Genomic DNA, 15,281 nt, shown 5'->3' with positions numbered 1-15,281 from the left:
CATAACCATAATACGCAGTTAATAATACGTGTAGTTAATTCTAAAGGTAGTATTCTCATCTTTTGTCCTTAAAATCCTTGTTCCAACCGACTCTCACGCTTGTTGCGCCGTTCAGAGTTTTCTTATCGCATTTGAAATCTAATAATTATATGTACGGCCAGCGTCTACAAAATTCAATCTTCATTCAGAAAATCTAATTGACGCGAAACTTTGTCCGTCTGGTTTAACTTATATGCCACTTCTCTGTTTGCACTAACGGTTCGCTGCGCTGTGTGCAATTCTTGTAAGCATTGCTGTTGTTTTTATTCCAGATTTCACACACGCGACCAATGTTTCTTATCAACTGCACATGCTTAGCTCTCGTTTAAATCCATCAACTAATAAAGTTCGTGTGTCTTATGTAGACCCGCACACAGATTTTTCAAACCTTCTTAACGATTCTCTCTAGAGTTAGTACTTTGTGTTCAGTTTGCATAGATTCATTACACTTATTGCTGGTACACAACACCGATACTTGGGAGACCCATAATCACGGTTTGCCCTGAAATTACGTTCAATTGGACTTAGGTAGCTTTGGTAATAAACCTAAGAGTTACTTTAAACCCATTGCGCTTAGTTTTTCTTTACTTGTTTTCTCTAACTGATATGCCTGCTTTGAAGTCGCAATGGTGTTACCGCCTGAGATTAGAAAGCTTATAATGTTTATCGACACATGTAATCAATAAGTAAAGTGACACTGTAGCTAGCTGTACAGGTAAAGCTTGGTCCTATGGAACACAAAATAAAGAACCCAAATAACAACTGTATATTTACACAGTTAAATTATTATCCCCTTAAAAACGTTACCTTTCGTATAAATACCGAACAAAAACAACGCTATTTAGGCATATATCTGTCGCTGGGCGCGTATTTTTGCCTAGCAATCACGCTAGTGTCGTTGACCTCTTTTAATACGCTCATGGATAAGAACTACATCATCACACCTGACAGATAGCCTACGCGCGTAAATACGGACAGAGACCACGATGGTGGCACCGTAGGCTCATTACATAAGTCAGAAGATGAAATTGAGTTACAGTGTGACTTTGAACAAACCTATAGCTTACCCTTCTGTGAAATTGAGTTCGTTATATCGACCCAAAATAAAGGGCTCGATCTCTCAACGTTCGATTCGGTCACCATCAATATAGAATATGAAGGTCAAGAGGAGCCAAGGTTTCGATTCTACATACGTAACCACGACGACAACTACAGCGCTCAAAGCGACCCTATTTCTAACAAGTTCTATCGCTTAATAGAAAACACATCAATTTAGCATTCTCAAATTGATACGCGCCGCATTCCTTAATCGACTTCTACACAACACCTTACGCCTCGTAAGCTTTTTAAATACTTATTCTGTAAAGCACATATGTGGCAACGAAGCTTGCTCTAAGCGGTGGTAAGCCATTCGCGATATCGGTTTTGAACATTACCGCTGTGGATTGTCTCACTCTGTTCTTCGATGAAATCATCATTTGTCTGCTTCTGAACATTCATGGATTCTCATCCGTTCAAAATACAAGTCACAACGTCACTAGCCGTAAAAACACCATATATTTAGCCACTTAGATGCGGTGACACAGATACTGACACCTAAAGTGGCGATTGTTCCACTTTCAGAACTTACTGTAATTTAATTACAACCCAAAGCCAATAAATGCCTGAAAAGTGGAACAATCCGACATAACTTACTGAATAAAAGGAATTTAATGGTTTTGGATAGGTCGGGAATTCAGGGTAGCTAAAGAGTTGGTATGTACGAGATAATATACTAGAGGGTAATATATTTAGTTATAGTGCACTAAGGGTTAAAAAAGAAGGGCTGATGCCCTACTCTTCTTTATTACTCATTTCTTCACGAATTTGCTCAGCAACGATTTTAATCGCTTGTGCTGTGCTGATGCCCTGAGTCATCATTTCTTGAATTCGTTCAACAGCTTTCTGTTGTTCTTCGTGAGAAAGGGTTGGTAAGTCGTTTAGCATGCTCTGCTCCTTTATTTAGGAGCAGAACTATATAAGGACTGTTAGTAACTAGCAAGGAAATTGATGGATGCACCCATTGCATTTTCATTCGTGTAGTTAGCACTTAGATCTAGCTGAAACAAGTTCAATGGCGAGATACCAACACCAGCTGTCACTGTTCCTTCTGAATCAGAGTAAGCCAGGTTCTTGTAATACCCTCCCCTTAGCTTAAGCTGACGTAACAGGTCGACTTCAGTACCAACACGAATCATCTGTTCGTTGTCTTCGAACGAAGTAAACTTCTCTGCTTCATTCAAATCATAATCAACACTCAACGTAAAGTAATCAGAAACGATCCCCGCACCAACAGTGTAGACAGGCCCCAGGTTATAAGAATGACTCGATGTTACTGTTCTTGTAGCCCCTGTGCTGCTTGTTAGCTGTTGGCTAACGGATTTAGTTTCAATCTCACGGTCTATAATATTCGTTGCAGAAAAACCCACTCTAAATGGGCCGTAAAACCAAAGCGCACCTGCATCAATATTAAATGTAGTTTCCGCGGTGTCGTTTTCTCGAACATCACTTAGATCGTAGTTTTGTGCCGAGGCAATGTAGTTATACGTATAGATTCTTTGGAGTTTTGGAGAAATACCAAACGACAAATGTTGTCCCATGAACGTTTGATATTTTGCTAATGATATACCAGCTTCCATAATGCCAATAGAAACAGCTTTAACAGCAGTTAACTCAGCATTAACCAAGTCACTATTAGCAGCGTCACTAGATGTATCAGGGGTTACAAATGATTCAGTGTATGCTTTTGCAAATACGTTTGCTGCAATATACTGATTTGGTAGAGCGAATGCTACAACACCACCTAAATCAACATTCAGGCTATCACCATTAAGAGCATCTAGATCAGAACCAGTCACAGTACCTGACTCAATGCTGTCAACTAAATTATCGATATCATCAACTAAGTTATTAGGGTCATTATAATTACCGCCGAAACTTGGCGTGATCATTCCCATGTCATCATTACGACGATAAATGGCAACAAGTGCTGGGTTATAGAATGGAGCAGTTAGGAAGTTTGCTGAAACAACACCAACACCACCCATCGCATCACCACGCGCTTCAATGGCGTAGTTTGCTGCTGAAAGAGGAAGACTGGCGAATGCAATTGACGCTGCGAGTAGTTTTGTAGTTTTTTTCATGCCGTTTATCTTTGTTAGATCCCTTATATAGTTAACGGCACAATTTTAAATTACTTTAACTCTTCTTCGCTAGAAATATCATAAGTTTTACTGATAGTTTGTGCTTGTTCTATCGCTATGTCGCCTTGCCAGCGTGAATGCACCATTGAAACCGCTAAAACATAGCGATCATTAGGAAGTTCTTCACCAGTAAGGTTCATTGGATAATCAGATTCGTAGCTCTTGCCCCAGACCTGTTCATAGTGTTCATCAACGTAATCGTACAAACCGATTTCGAGCTTAGGGAGTGGACAATAAGGATTGAGTAGTTCTTTTTTATCGATTCGCCACGTGTCTTTTGATGCCCAGCGAACTTGTTGACGCATGGCAACTTCACCCAAAACAACCCAAGTGCTCCAAGACTTTCCGCCATCACCTTTAACGCTTAAACGGTATAAACCGGATTCAAGTTGAGAGGCTAAATTGTAACGCTTGCGGTATAGACTCACCGATGCGTTGTTAACCACTTCACTGTCTTTGGTTAACTCACTGTCCGAAGAAACGATCTTATCGACCCACTTCTCGAAGGTAATGTCTTGAATGTTGTTTTCGGATTCAACATTAATCGATACACGAAAGGTATCTCGGCCAGGGCTTTGAATGATGTGTCTTTTAACGACGACTGAACTAATCCAATCTGGGAGTGTTTTTCTGGTGAGAGTTTTACCACAATCTTTGTTCAATGCTTGATCGAACAGTTCATTGAGGTGATCTTCTCGTGATTGAGACGAGTTGATTTGCCAAACTTCCACTAATGAGTCAAACATCTGAGGTAAATCATTATCTAGCAGATGTTTATGAACTTGAGTCAGAGCATCGCTGCTCTTAAACCAATCCGTTGCTTGCGCGGTATTCGCTACGCAAGAAAACATTAATAGTGGAAGTAAGGCTATTCTCATTACGCTTTCATCTTGTAACCAACGCCACGCAGCGTTTCAATTTCTAGACCCGGCAGTTTCTGTCTTAGTTGCAGAACGTGCGTGTCTACCGTACGTGTTGTTGGGAAATGGTTGTAACCCCATACATGGTCAAGCAGTTCATCACGTGTAAACACACGTCCAAGGTTACTTGCCAAGAACAGTAGAAGGTCAAATTCAGTGCGCGTTAACGTTACTTCCTGTTCATTGAAAAACACTTCACGTGTCGCTTTATCGATAACAAGATTCTGAGCGATAACTTTTGATGCATCTTGTTCTTCAGAATCTGGCAGGCGAAGTTGAGCACGAATTCGAGCAAATAGCTCAGCCTCTGCGAATGGCTTTGTTAAGTAGTCGTTTGCACCTGAATCTAGGCCCGCTACTTTGTCTTTTACTGTCACGAGAGCCGTCAGCAAAATAACTGGGATATCTTTCTTTTTCTTCCAACCTGGAAGTGAATCTACTGAGTCGCCATCAGGAAGTTGACGGTCTAGAATCACTAGATCCGCTTGTTCCCAGTAGCCTTCAACTTCAGAGATCAGTTCTGCATGCAAACATTCATATCCAGCTTGCTCAAGGCTAACTAATAAACCGTCAGCTAAATTTTTATCATCTTCAACGAGAAGCAATGTCTGTTTCACAAGGTATCTCCAAAATAAATGTTGTTGGGGGGCCGATAAGCGTCATGTGACCGCCCATTTTTCCAACCATAGATTCCACTATCGTCAGACCTAAACCGAGTCCACTCTTACTTACGAATGGCTTTCTTAGTTGCCCCCAATCTTTGCGAGACAAGTCTCCATTATCTATAACTTTGAATGTCAGCTTCTTGTCAGAAGTATTCAGTTCTAGAATTACTGGAGCCACACCGTATTTCACGGCATTTCTGATTAGGTTATCGATGCACGTTCCCAACCAATATACGTTCACTTTTGCAGCTATATCTTTGTTTACACGGAGTTCAATCCCCGGCGCAAAGTCTTCTTCAACTTTGTATTGGAGCCACTCTTCAACACTTGGCACCCACTCTGTTGCGAGCGGTTGATTATCTGATTGCAGGTAATCTTTACTTGCTTCCGCCAACTGTCTTAAACGGCGTGTATCTTCACACAGCCTACGGAACTCATCATATACCGATTCTGGTAAGTGTTCGAACTCACGCCTGAACCCTTCCACCGTCAATGACAAACTCGCAATCGGCGTTCTTAATTCGTGCGTTAGGATTTGAAGAACCAGCATGCGACTCTTCATCTCTTGTTTCTTGCTGTTCCAGCGGTAAATCGCCCAACCTAAGACAAGCATGATGTTGGCAATAACCAAGATAAACATGGCGACTTGCAGAAGCTCTGAATGATCTTCTATTTCCCAACACACATTACCACGCTGGACAAAACAGCTTTTACCTTCTGAAGACAAGCTAAACGATAACCCAGCAAGCGTGGCATTTTCGTTCCAGACTGATTTTTTATACAGGTAATATCTGTCGCCGCGTTTTACCCACATCTCATCAAGCTCAACAAACATACTGGCACCCGCTAACAGCGCGGTGGTTGCTTCGCTATCCATTTGTTGCAAGCGAGACAGTAGTTCATCGTGTTCGGTGTTTGGTCGCTCTTGAATATGCATAAAGCGCTTCAGAGAGTCGAATTTTTCTGGGTACTTCTCAACGTATCGTGCCGCATAAGAACCGCCGCCAGGGTGAATCAAACCACTACGGCTAAACCAACGGTCAGAAAGCTTGGTGCCTTTACACATTGCACGAGTAAAAACTAAAGGCTCAGTAATCAAAGGGCTTAACGGCAGTTTACCACTACAGGTTTTTGATAACTGGTACAAGCGCTGAATGTCTTTTAACGGGTACTCTGCTGTTTGTGGCAGCATAGAAGACGGCATGATCAAACGTGTTGGATAATCAGCCTGTAGCACTCGAATATCGTAAGATTCGATTGCCGTTTCATGATCAAAGAGTTTGGTGAAATTATCGATACGCTCAGGTAAAGAGTCAGCAAATGCGTTTGCAGACACAGACAACGTAGCGATAAGAAGAGTAAATGTTCTTTTGATGATCACAAACCAACGCAAATTCATATAGATCAACCAAATATATACCATTCGCTATCAAAGATAAATTTTTAACCGCATGAAAAACTTTGAGAATGGCGAGCTACAGAGATAAAGGCCAATATATTACGGCCACATTGTACATACGTACTAGTAGGCTGATTGGCAAGCCAAACCTCAATTGCGACAAGTTTTGCATCAGGCTTCGTCAACTTCGTATCAACTGAGATCACACATAGAGTCGCTTTCGTAAGATAAAAAAAGGAGCTCAAATGAGCTCCTTATCGAGTTGTTACATATTGTTTAGAGGTGATCTCTATAGATGTTCTAAGATACTTAGACAACTCTTTTTAGCGTCGCCAAACAGCATCTGCGTGTTCTCTTTGAAGAACAGTGGGTTTTGCACACCGGCGTAACCTGTGTTCATCGAACGCTTGAATACGATAACATTCTGAGCGTTCCAAACTTCAAGTACTGGCATACCAGCAATTGGGCTGTTTGGATCTTCAAGTGCTGCAGGGTTTACGGTGTCATTCGCACCAATTACCAATACAGTATCTGTCTCATCGAAGTCATCGTTGATTTCGTCCATTTCTAGAACGATATCGTAAGGCACTTTCGCTTCAGCAAGCAGTACGTTCATGTGACCCGGTAACCTACCAGCAACTGGGTGGATACCAAATCGAACATTAATGCCCTGCGCTCGTAGCTTCTCAGTGATTTCATGCACTGGGTATTGTGCTTGAGCTACTGCCATGCCGTATCCAGGAGTGATGATTACTGACTTAGAGTTTTTCAGCATATCAGCCACATCTTCAGCTGATGTTTCGCGGTGTTCACCTTGCTCTTCATCGCCATCAGACACAACCACTTCTTGGCCGAATCCACCAGCAATAACGCTGATGAAAGAGCGGTTCATCGCCTTACACATAATGTAAGACAGAATCGCACCCGACGAACCAACCAATGCACCAGTTACGATAAGCAGATCGTTTGCAAGCATGAAACCTGCCGCTGCTGCTGCCCAACCAGAGTACGAGTTCAGCATAGAGACAACTACTGGCATATCTGCACCGCCAATCGATGCCACTAGGTGGTAACCGAATGCGAATGCGATAAGTGTCATCACCATTAGTGCGAACATGCTGCCGTCTGCTTTAACGAACATGATCATCAGCAGTGTAGAAACTACGATAGCCGCTAGATTCCACTTGTGCTTATGAGGGATGTTCAATGCAGACGAAGAGATCACGCCGCGAAGCTTACCAAACGCAACAATAGAACCCGTGAACGTCACCGCACCGATAAACACGCCAACGAACACTTCCACTAGGTGGATCACGTGCTCTGCATGAATATCTGCAGGGTTGATAGAAACAGTAGCAGGTGGATCGATGTAGCTGTTATAACCTACAAGTACTGCCGCCATACCTACGAAGCTGTGCAGAATTGCAACCAGCTCTGGCATTTCAGTCATTTCTACTTTTCTTGCGTAGTGGATACCAATACCACCACCGATCACCATAGCAATGATGATCCATACAATACCTGCAGAGTGAGGACCAAAGATCGTCGCGATCAACGCAATTGCCATACCCGTGATACCGTAATAGTTACCTGCACGCGCAGATTCCTGTTTCGATAACCCAGCCAAGCTCATAATAAAAAATACAGCAGCAACAATATAAGCTGCTTGTACTAATCCTTCAGACATCTGTTACTCCTTAGTCTTTACGGAACATTTCAAGCATACGTTTGGTCACGGTAAAGCCACCAAAGATATTGATACTTGCAATTAATACGGCAATAAATGATAAGAACGTGACGACGCCACTTCCTTGTCCGATCTGTAACAGTGCACCTACTACAATGATGCCTGAAATCGCGTTAGTCACGGACATCAAAGGCGTATGCAGAGAATGGCTTACATTCCAAACTACGTAATAACCCACCACACAAGCGAGAACAAAAACGGTAAAGTGAGATAAGAACGCAGCTGGAGCAACCGAAGCTACCCAAGCGAATGTACCAACAGCTACCGCCATACCCGCCACTTTCTTAATTGGAGAAACAGGTTCTTCAACTTTAGGCTCTGGTTTGGCCGCTTTTGGCTTAACTTGTTGTGGTTGAGCTGAAACTTGAATTGGTGGAGCTGGCCAAGTGACCTCGCCCTCTTTAACCACAGTAACACCACGCAGAACAACATCTTCAAAGTCGATTTTGATGTTGCCATCTTTCTCTTTGCAAAGCAGTTTCAGAAGGTTAACTAGGTTCGTTGCATACAGTTGAGATGATTGAGTCGGCAGTCGACCAACCATATCAGTGTAACCAACCACCTTCACACCATTAGCCGTTGTAATGACTTGATCCGCAACCGTGTATTCACAGTTACCGCCATTGGCCGCCGCAAGGTCTACAATCACACTACCTGCACTCATGCTGTCTACCATCTCTTTGGTAATCAGCTTCGGAGCCGGGCGACCTGGAATCAGCGCCGTTGTAATGATGATATCAACGTCTTTTGCTTGAGCTGCATAAAGCTCTTCCGCTTTCTTATTGAATGCTTCAGACATCTCTTTTGCGTAGCCGTCACCAGCACTGGTATCTTCCTTGAAATCCACTTCCAAGAATTCAGCACCCATCGACTCAACTTGTTCTTTAACTTCAGGACGAACATCGAATGAACGAACGATTGCACCTAAGCTACCCGCAGCGCCGATTGCCGCTAGGCCAGCAACACCAGCACCTGCAACCAGTACTTTTGCTGGCGGAACTTTACCCGCAGCCGTAATCTGACCCGTGAAGAATCGACCAAACTCATGCGCCGCTTCAACAACAGCACGATAACCCGCGATGTTTGCCATAGAACTCAATGCATCTAACGCCTGAGCTCTTGAAATTCGTGGTACAGAATCCATCGCCATCACGTTGATATTACGACTGGACAATTGTTCCATTAATTCTGGATTTTGGGCAGGCCAAATAAAGCTGACCAATGTTGCGCCATCTTTAAGAAGATCGATTTCATTTTTAGACTCGTCAACGATCGGAGCGTTAACTTTAAAGATAATATCGGATTTCCAAGCTTCATCTGCGGTGACAACTTTTGCTCCAGCTTGTTCATAAGCTGCATCTTCAAAACTTGCTAACGCACCTGCTTGTGATTCAACACAAACTTCAAATCCTAATTTTAGAAGCTGTTCTACCGATTTCGGCGAAGCAGCGACTCGCGTTTCACCAGCGAGCGTTTCTCTTGGTACACCAATTTGCATAGCTATTCCTTGACTATTGGCACGAATGACTTATTCGTTTGTATCTAACGACAACTAATACTTCAAGCGTTTTGTTCAAAGAACAGGAAAAGTTATTACTTATAACGATTTGGATGGAGTTTGAGCGCTTCATTTGGATAAATGACGACCGTCTCGAACGAAGAGGTCAAACCACTTGCAAATAATCCTTTTAATAACAACCTACTAGCTGTTCTTTGTCCCTAAAACTAAAAAGAGCTTTCAGCATATACACTGAAAGCTCTCTAAATTATGACCAACATCAATTCTAACCCTAATTGGCTAGCTAAATATATTGTCGCCCATTTGGTCGATGAACATCTGCGATTTTTTGAGCATCAATTCATCGGCATCTTGTTTGTTTGAAACAACATCTGAACGAATAAAACGGTGAGTTTTGATTTCACCATCGAATTCTTTCTCGATTCGCCCAGCAACACGGTATTGACCAGATTCTGCAATGGCATCTTGATAGATATTGAAACCCTTATATTCGACTGGCTCAATCTCTACTTTTTGTTCGGTTTTTTCTTTGCCACCAAATAATCTAGAAAAGAATCCCACGTTTTTTTACTCCTTAAATGACCGTATTCACCCTAAACTATCATGACTGTTTACGGTTCAACAACGGCTTTTCATACCATTGCAATTCTACGTCATCGTCAAAATTGTGTTGACTAAATATAACAGGCACATTGTCGTCACGTTCACGTCTTCGATCGTCAATAATCATACTTTCTGCATTTTTGACCGCGATCTCACTATTGCGTTTATAGAGCACCAATTTGTCTTCTGGCAATGCTGACAGAAAATCGATATCAAAACGAATATAGATAGGTTTTAGCTGGCCCAAAGCCAAGCACGCGAGATCGGCCAACTGTTCGTTGGTATAACTAGACACATATTCCTCGGTAGCCAATACATGACCGACCAGAGTTTCCATATAGTTATGTACATCAACACTAATTTGCATACCACACCTCCATTTGTAGCGGTTTTTCTAGTCGCAGTCGTTTCTAAAGTCACTTGAAACCATGCAATTCCTAATAGCTTTCTATAACTCAGTTATAGGTTTTACTGTCCATAGTTGAAACTTAGGCATTATTTAATCTTACTCTGACTTCATTACAGTTCTTCGTCGCTTAATGAAAAGGTCACTCAATGATAACTGATCATCAAGCCCTTTAAGTGACAGCGCCAACGTAAGAGCAGCAGAGCAGATTTTGTTAAGTATCTATAACGACTAATTAATTTCTCATATATACTGTGTAGTTCGTTCTAAGGTTAATAGCAACTCAAAATACATATAAAAATGATTGCACCAATAGCGACCTATGACTATGTTTTTGCTCTAATTTAGGCAAAAAGCTTGGCAATCGCTTGTTTAACCGTATCCTACGCATAGTATTAAATAATAAGATCATCAATATAGTTAGGCTCACCACATAAATGGCATCATCTTTTGTAACGTCGAGCATGTTTCGATTGTGCTTCCCTTTAGTCCTGTTAACAATTTTGCTCGTTGGTATGGACAACGTCATTCTCGTGACGGACTCAAATTTAGGGTTTGCTAGCAACCTCCCTTACATTTTATTGAGCGTTGCGGTTCTGCTATGCCATACGTTCAGACAAGGTCGAATGGCGATGGTATCGGTGACCATGCTTGTCGCTTATCTGATCATCCAAGTTCGCTTACAAACGCCTCTCAATACTGGCACAACGCTATTAGAGCTCTCGTTACTTGCGGCATTAGTACCTGTCACTTGCTTACTTGTTTATGCCTTTCCTGATAACGGCGTAAACTCAAAGTCGATGCTGCTCTACGCCATCGTTCTTGTTCTGTTTATGGTGTGGGCACAATTGATCGTCTCTCACTTCCATGCCGGCGGTTTTGAATCATGGAGTGATGGTCTTCTATTTATTGTCAGAGACTTCTCCAAACTGCCTTTTGTTTTGGTGTTGTATAGCCTTTGCTTACTTGGCCTTACTGCCATTCTCGTGTTGGTGTATAACCGCTCTATCGATGTTGTGGTTTATAGCGCTATCCTGCTTTCTTCTTGTACGTTCATCTTCTTCGATATTCAGTACATCTCGAGCACCATGTTCTCGCTGTCAGGCACACTGATCATCGTCTATGTGATGTCTGCTAGTCATGATATGGCCTTTAACGACCAACTGACTAACATTCCCGGTCGACACGCCTTAGAAGTCGATATGAAGCACTTGGGGAGTAAGTATTCGATGGCGATGGTCGATATCGATCACTTTAAGCAATTCAACGACACCTACGGCCATGACATTGGCGACGATGTGTTAAAACTGGTGGCGCGTATTCTGAGGGAAACCACAGGCGGCGCTAAAGCTTATCGCTATGGTGGAGAAGAGTTCACGATTATCTTCAAAGGCAAACATTCGGAACAAGTTAAAGAGCACCTTCAAGCTCTGATTTCCGAAGTTCAAAACTACGACATGACGATTCGGAATAGCCATGAGCGCCCCGACGATCATGAAGTGGGTATGAAAAAGCGTGGCAAGAACGGTAAACCATCGGAAGTGGTGAATGTGACGGTGAGTATCGGATTGTCTGATAGTACAACCACCAGACATCCTGAAGAGGTATTGAAGCTTGCTGACCAAGCGCTGTATAAAGCGAAAGAAACCGGTCGAAACAAATTATGTATTGACCGTTAACGATGGTTAAAAGCTAAAGATATTAAGTACTAGAGATCTAAATAGCTTAAGCCATTAATAGCGAACTGCTTCAATAACTATCACTTCCAAGTTCAACGAGCCTCATTGATTTGAGGCCGTATAGCTCAAGTGGAAAAAGAGAGCTTAATCTTGGTTGAAGAATATAACCAAGCTACCACCTTTTAAGCTACTTCCGTAGTTAATCGTAAAACCTATTCCCACGTTATCGACCCACTCATTAAACAGGTTTGGGTTAAGCAGCCAGCCAACACTGCCCTCGTAGTAAGATGTGGTGCCCATAGAGGCCACCGTGTCACCACCAATATCAATTCGTCTTATACTCGAGTACATCGATGTGATGTTCTTATCCCAACGTACGAGATCATAGAAAACCTTTGCTTCATTGGCGATATACCACCCTTCAGGATGACCGACATTGCCATTATTCGCCTCGCCCCAGCCGATGCCATTAAAGTAATGCCAACTGGTGCTCAATTTATACTTTCCCCAGTCATTCTTATCTTCGTACATCAGCTTGATTTTAGGCTCGATGATGTAAGCCCAAGCATCAGTATTGAGATATACGCCATCCAGTTGGTCTTGAATAGGCTTTAGCAACGAAGCGCGATATTCATAATCATTGCGGTAGTAAGAGATGTGGTTACCGATTGCAGAGCTGAAGCTCCAATATTCGTCTAGCTGGGACACATTCGCGAATTCGACGTAGCCAGACACTACCGACTCTTTTTGAAAATCGTTTCTGTTTGCTGCCGCGTACTCGACATCGTTCTCGATTCGCAATGCAGACAAGCGTAGCGTCACCTCTTGATGGTTGTCTTCGATGTAACTTGGTAATTCAAATGTGTAAGGCAAACTCAGGGAGGTGATGTTTTGGCGACGACTTACCGAATCATTCGAACCGATGTCTTCATTGTCCAAACTAAACACTTTATTGGGGTCAAAGTTATTGATACCAAAAGTGAAAACATCGGTGTCGTTGAGCAATACACTGGTGGCAAAGCTCTGCTCTAGATCCTTTCGAAAAAGATCAGATAGCGTATTGGCATTAACAGTGGTCGCCAAAGCGGTAAAAAATAGAGGAACCGCAAGCGTCCAAGATGTGTTAGTCATAGAAAATGACTTCGAATGTGGCATTTCTTTTATCACTTAAAGCACTTCCTAGCTCAAACGCTATTAGAAGTATAAATTCAAATATCTAAAAGAGCTCGCCAACTAACGCGCAAGCTCCAAAATGTTACGTTGTACAAAGGTATTTCTACCACTTTGCTTCGCTTGATAAAGCGCTTGATCGACCTTTTCGTAAATAGACGCAATAGATTCGCCACCTTCTGGCACAAATGACAACACACCTTGTGACGCTGTCACTCTATCCGATACCGTTGAGTGTTCATGAGCGTAGTTCATCTCATGCAATGCCTCTTTAACTCGAGTCGCGTGTACCTTAGCGCCTTCACTGTCTGTGTCGCTAAGAATCAGAACAAACTCTTCACCGCCATAACGACCGACAAACTCTCCCGCACGAACAAACAGCTGTTTCAAGGTATTAGCAAGCCCTTGTAAGCACTTATCCCCTTGAATATGACCATAATTATCGTTGTAAGGCTTAAAGAAGTCTACATCTAGAAGTATGACTGTCATGGATATATTACGTCTTCCGTGCCACGCTATGCTCTCTTCAAGCTTAGTATCCATATATCGACGGTTATACAATTTGGTCAGGCCATCTTCGTTGGCTTGTTGCTGCAGAAGGATGTTCAGTTCTTCGAGTTTGGCTGTGCTTTGTTTTAGCTCTCGTCTCATGTGCGCGATACGTTGCATCGCAATCAGCTTAGAATTCAAAACAACCTTGTTTACTGGCTTGATCAGGTAATCATCGCCACCAGCGTCAATCGCTTTTGCGATCATCTCAGGTTCTTCGTGACCACTAAGAAAGATGATGGGAACCCATTCTGGGAATCGGCTTCGAACCTCATTCGCCACTTCAAAACCATCCATATCAGGCATGCTGATATCAAGTAACACGAGTTCAGGATCAAAATCAGAATAAACACTCAGGGCTTCTTTTCCGCTACCGACAGCTTCTACAATATGACCCAGTTGCTTGAGTCGGATAGCAAGTTGCATCCTGTCTAGTTGAACGTCATCAACCAGCAATATGCGCATTGAAGATCCCTTTTCTATCATCACATCACCTTTATCTAGTGTTGAATATTCAAAGTAGCTCAAATTTGGGCTTAAATCATGCCCTAATCTCTATATTATATTGACTTTTTTACAGATCTTTTTAGCATTGTTTCTTTTTAAAGAGAAATACTATGTCAGACGCTACAAACAACGAACAACAAGAAATCGATTTAACCACCATCTCACCAGAACTTCGTCAAGTTATCGAATTTGATGGCGTACCAAAAGAGATGCACTTTATGGTTACTTCTATTCACGAAGTGTCTGAAGAAGCAGTACGCGAAGCTTGGGATAGTCTTCCAGCAAGCGCACAAAATGTTTTAGACAACTTCGAGCAGTTCCACGCTCTAATCTCAGTTAGCCAAGCTTTCGCTGGTGTTAACGTGATGGAAGAGTTCCCTACTCTTAAACTTCCAGAAGACATGTCTGACGAAGAAAAAGAAGAGTACCGTGCTCAACTGCTAGACCAAGTTCTACACAACTGTGTAAAAGACATGGTTAAACAAATCAAGAAAGCTCGTCGTGATGCAATCTTGAAGCGTGATTTCAAAGAAGTTTTTACTAAGTAAGTCGCTAGTCGCCTAAACTAGGCTAAGCGCTAACAGTACTACTTAGAATTAAGCCGCATGTTTCTTTAAACACGCGGCTTTTTTATATCCGCTATTTTCTGTTCGTCGATCGTTACGTCTGTATGTTCTTGTTGCTAATGTTCATATGATTCGACAAATCATATGCTTTAACACTCATATAGTGTGGCGCAAAACTGGCAGTTATACCGTATAAAAATGACGCATGTATCCATTCATGGAATCAAGACCGAATTTTCAGAACCTATAACAGGCAGTATCGCGGCAATA

13 protein-coding genes and 1 pseudogene are annotated in these 15,281 nt (G+C 42.3%); 3 read left to right on the top strand and 11 right to left on the bottom strand.

From position 1 onward, the window contains the following. Positions 1-853: 853 nt before the first annotated feature. Positions 854-1,294 (top strand): annotated as a pseudogene (locus AB4138_RS05950) (GGDEF domain-containing protein); the annotation flags it as partial. A gap of 578 nt (positions 1,295-1,872) precedes the next feature. On the opposite strand, the gene AB4138_RS05945 reads toward AB4138_RS05950, so the two are convergent. The 9 genes from AB4138_RS05945 to AB4138_RS05905 form a co-directional block, all read right to left on the bottom strand. Further along, entirely contained in the window at positions 1,873-2,025 is a 153-nt protein-coding gene (locus AB4138_RS05945) for a YoaH family protein (RefSeq protein WP_004731009.1), read from the bottom strand. A gap of 41 nt (positions 2,026-2,066) precedes the next feature. Further along, entirely contained in the window at positions 2,067-3,221 is a 1,155-nt protein-coding gene (locus tag AB4138_RS05940) for a conjugal transfer protein TraF (RefSeq protein ID WP_017069084.1), read from the bottom strand. 50 nt (positions 3,222-3,271) lie between these two features. After that, a complete protein-coding gene (locus AB4138_RS05935; RefSeq protein ID WP_029235234.1) occupies positions 3,272-4,159 on the bottom strand; it encodes a DUF2861 family protein in 888 nt (295 codons plus the stop codon). Continuing rightward, positions 4,159-4,818, bottom strand: a complete 660-nt coding sequence (gene vxrB, locus AB4138_RS05930; protein ID WP_017060099.1) for a response regulator transcription factor VxrB — start codon at positions 4,816-4,818, stop codon at positions 4,159-4,161. Before vxrB ends, AB4138_RS05935 begins: the two co-directional genes overlap by 1 nt. Next, entirely contained in the window at positions 4,793-6,265 is a 1,473-nt protein-coding gene (vxrA, locus tag AB4138_RS05925) for a sensor histidine kinase VxrA (protein WP_372114590.1), read from the bottom strand. Before vxrA ends, vxrB begins: the two co-directional genes overlap by 26 nt. A 289-nt stretch (positions 6,266-6,554) precedes the next feature. Beyond that, the gene (pntB, locus tag AB4138_RS05920) at positions 6,555-7,952 is read right to left on the bottom strand and encodes a Re/Si-specific NAD(P)(+) transhydrogenase subunit beta (protein WP_017069087.1); all 1,398 of its coding nucleotides are present in this window, start codon (positions 7,950-7,952) and stop codon (positions 6,555-6,557) included. Between the two features lie 10 nt (positions 7,953-7,962). Beyond that, complete coding sequence (pntA, locus tag AB4138_RS05915; protein WP_372305277.1) at positions 7,963-9,510, bottom strand: Re/Si-specific NAD(P)(+) transhydrogenase subunit alpha; 1,548 nt, start codon at positions 9,508-9,510, stop codon at positions 7,963-7,965. A 300-nt stretch (positions 9,511-9,810) separates the two neighbouring features. Continuing rightward, on the bottom strand, positions 9,811-10,092 hold the full coding sequence (locus AB4138_RS05910; protein WP_004731023.1) for an HlyU family transcriptional regulator: 282 nt from the start codon (positions 10,090-10,092) through the stop codon (positions 9,811-9,813). Between the two features lie 40 nt (positions 10,093-10,132). Continuing rightward, positions 10,133-10,501: a late competence development ComFB family protein gene (locus tag AB4138_RS05905; RefSeq protein ID WP_017060104.1), complete on the bottom strand. Its 369-nt coding sequence runs from the start codon at positions 10,499-10,501 to the stop codon at positions 10,133-10,135. Positions 10,502-10,977: 476 nt separating this feature from the next. On the opposite strand from AB4138_RS05905, the gene AB4138_RS05900 reads away from it, so the two are divergent. Further along, the gene (locus tag AB4138_RS05900; protein WP_372305274.1) at positions 10,978-12,219 is read left to right on the top strand and encodes a GGDEF domain-containing protein; all 1,242 of its coding nucleotides are present in this window, start codon (positions 10,978-10,980) and stop codon (positions 12,217-12,219) included. A 144-nt stretch (positions 12,220-12,363) separates the two neighbouring features. Here the strand turns inward: AB4138_RS05900 and AB4138_RS05895 are convergent, their stop codons facing one another. Beyond that, a complete protein-coding gene (locus AB4138_RS05895) occupies positions 12,364-13,374 on the bottom strand; it encodes a Solitary outer membrane autotransporter beta-barrel domain (protein ID WP_029235232.1) in 1,011 nt (336 codons plus the stop codon). Between the two features lie 78 nt (positions 13,375-13,452). Beyond that, entirely contained in the window at positions 13,453-14,424 is a 972-nt protein-coding gene (locus AB4138_RS05890) for a diguanylate cyclase (protein WP_170791831.1), read from the bottom strand. Between the two features lie 131 nt (positions 14,425-14,555). On the opposite strand from AB4138_RS05890, the gene AB4138_RS05885 reads away from it, so the two are divergent. Further along, entirely contained in the window at positions 14,556-14,993 is a 438-nt protein-coding gene (locus AB4138_RS05885) for a DUF3069 domain-containing protein (protein ID WP_017060108.1), read from the top strand. Positions 14,994-15,281: the final 288 nt, after the last annotated feature.

This window comes from Vibrio sp. 10N.286.52.C3 (assembly GCF_041468865.1).
Lineage (GTDB): Bacteria > Pseudomonadota > Gammaproteobacteria > Enterobacterales > Vibrionaceae > Vibrio > Vibrio crassostreae_C.
Note: the sequence above shows the minus strand (reverse complement) of the source record. Positions and strands in the feature narration are given on the sequence as shown.

What these genes read in the sequence shown, in the direction of transcription:
- AB4138_RS05945 (WP_004731009.1), bottom strand. Translation starts at nt 2,025, where the DNA reads ATGCTAAACGACTTACCAACCCTTTCTCACGAAGAACAACAGAAAGCT.
- AB4138_RS05895 (WP_029235232.1), bottom strand. Translation starts at nt 13,374, where the DNA reads ATGCCACATTCGAAGTCATTTTCTATGACTAACACATCTTGGACGCTT.
- vxrA (WP_372114590.1), bottom strand. Translation starts at nt 6,265, where the DNA reads ATGAATTTGCGTTGGTTTGTGATCATCAAAAGAACATTTACTCTTCTT.
- pntB (WP_017069087.1), bottom strand. Translation starts at nt 7,952, where the DNA reads ATGTCTGAAGGATTAGTACAAGCAGCTTATATTGTTGCTGCTGTATTT.
- AB4138_RS05935 (WP_029235234.1), bottom strand. Translation starts at nt 4,159, where the DNA reads ATGAGAATAGCCTTACTTCCACTATTAATGTTTTCTTGCGTAGCGAAT.
- AB4138_RS05905 (WP_017060104.1), bottom strand. Translation starts at nt 10,501, where the DNA reads ATGCAAATTAGTGTTGATGTACATAACTATATGGAAACTCTGGTCGGT.
- AB4138_RS05940 (WP_017069084.1), bottom strand. Translation starts at nt 3,221, where the DNA reads ATGAAAAAAACTACAAAACTACTCGCAGCGTCAATTGCATTCGCCAGT.
- AB4138_RS05890 (WP_170791831.1), bottom strand. Translation starts at nt 14,424, where the DNA reads ATGATAGAAAAGGGATCTTCAATGCGCATATTGCTGGTTGATGACGTT.
- AB4138_RS05885 (WP_017060108.1), top strand. Translation starts at nt 14,556, where the DNA reads ATGTCAGACGCTACAAACAACGAACAACAAGAAATCGATTTAACCACC.
- AB4138_RS05900 (WP_372305274.1), top strand. Translation starts at nt 10,978, where the DNA reads ATGGCATCATCTTTTGTAACGTCGAGCATGTTTCGATTGTGCTTCCCT.
- pntA (WP_372305277.1), bottom strand. Translation starts at nt 9,510, where the DNA reads ATGCAAATTGGTGTACCAAGAGAAACGCTCGCTGGTGAAACGCGAGTC.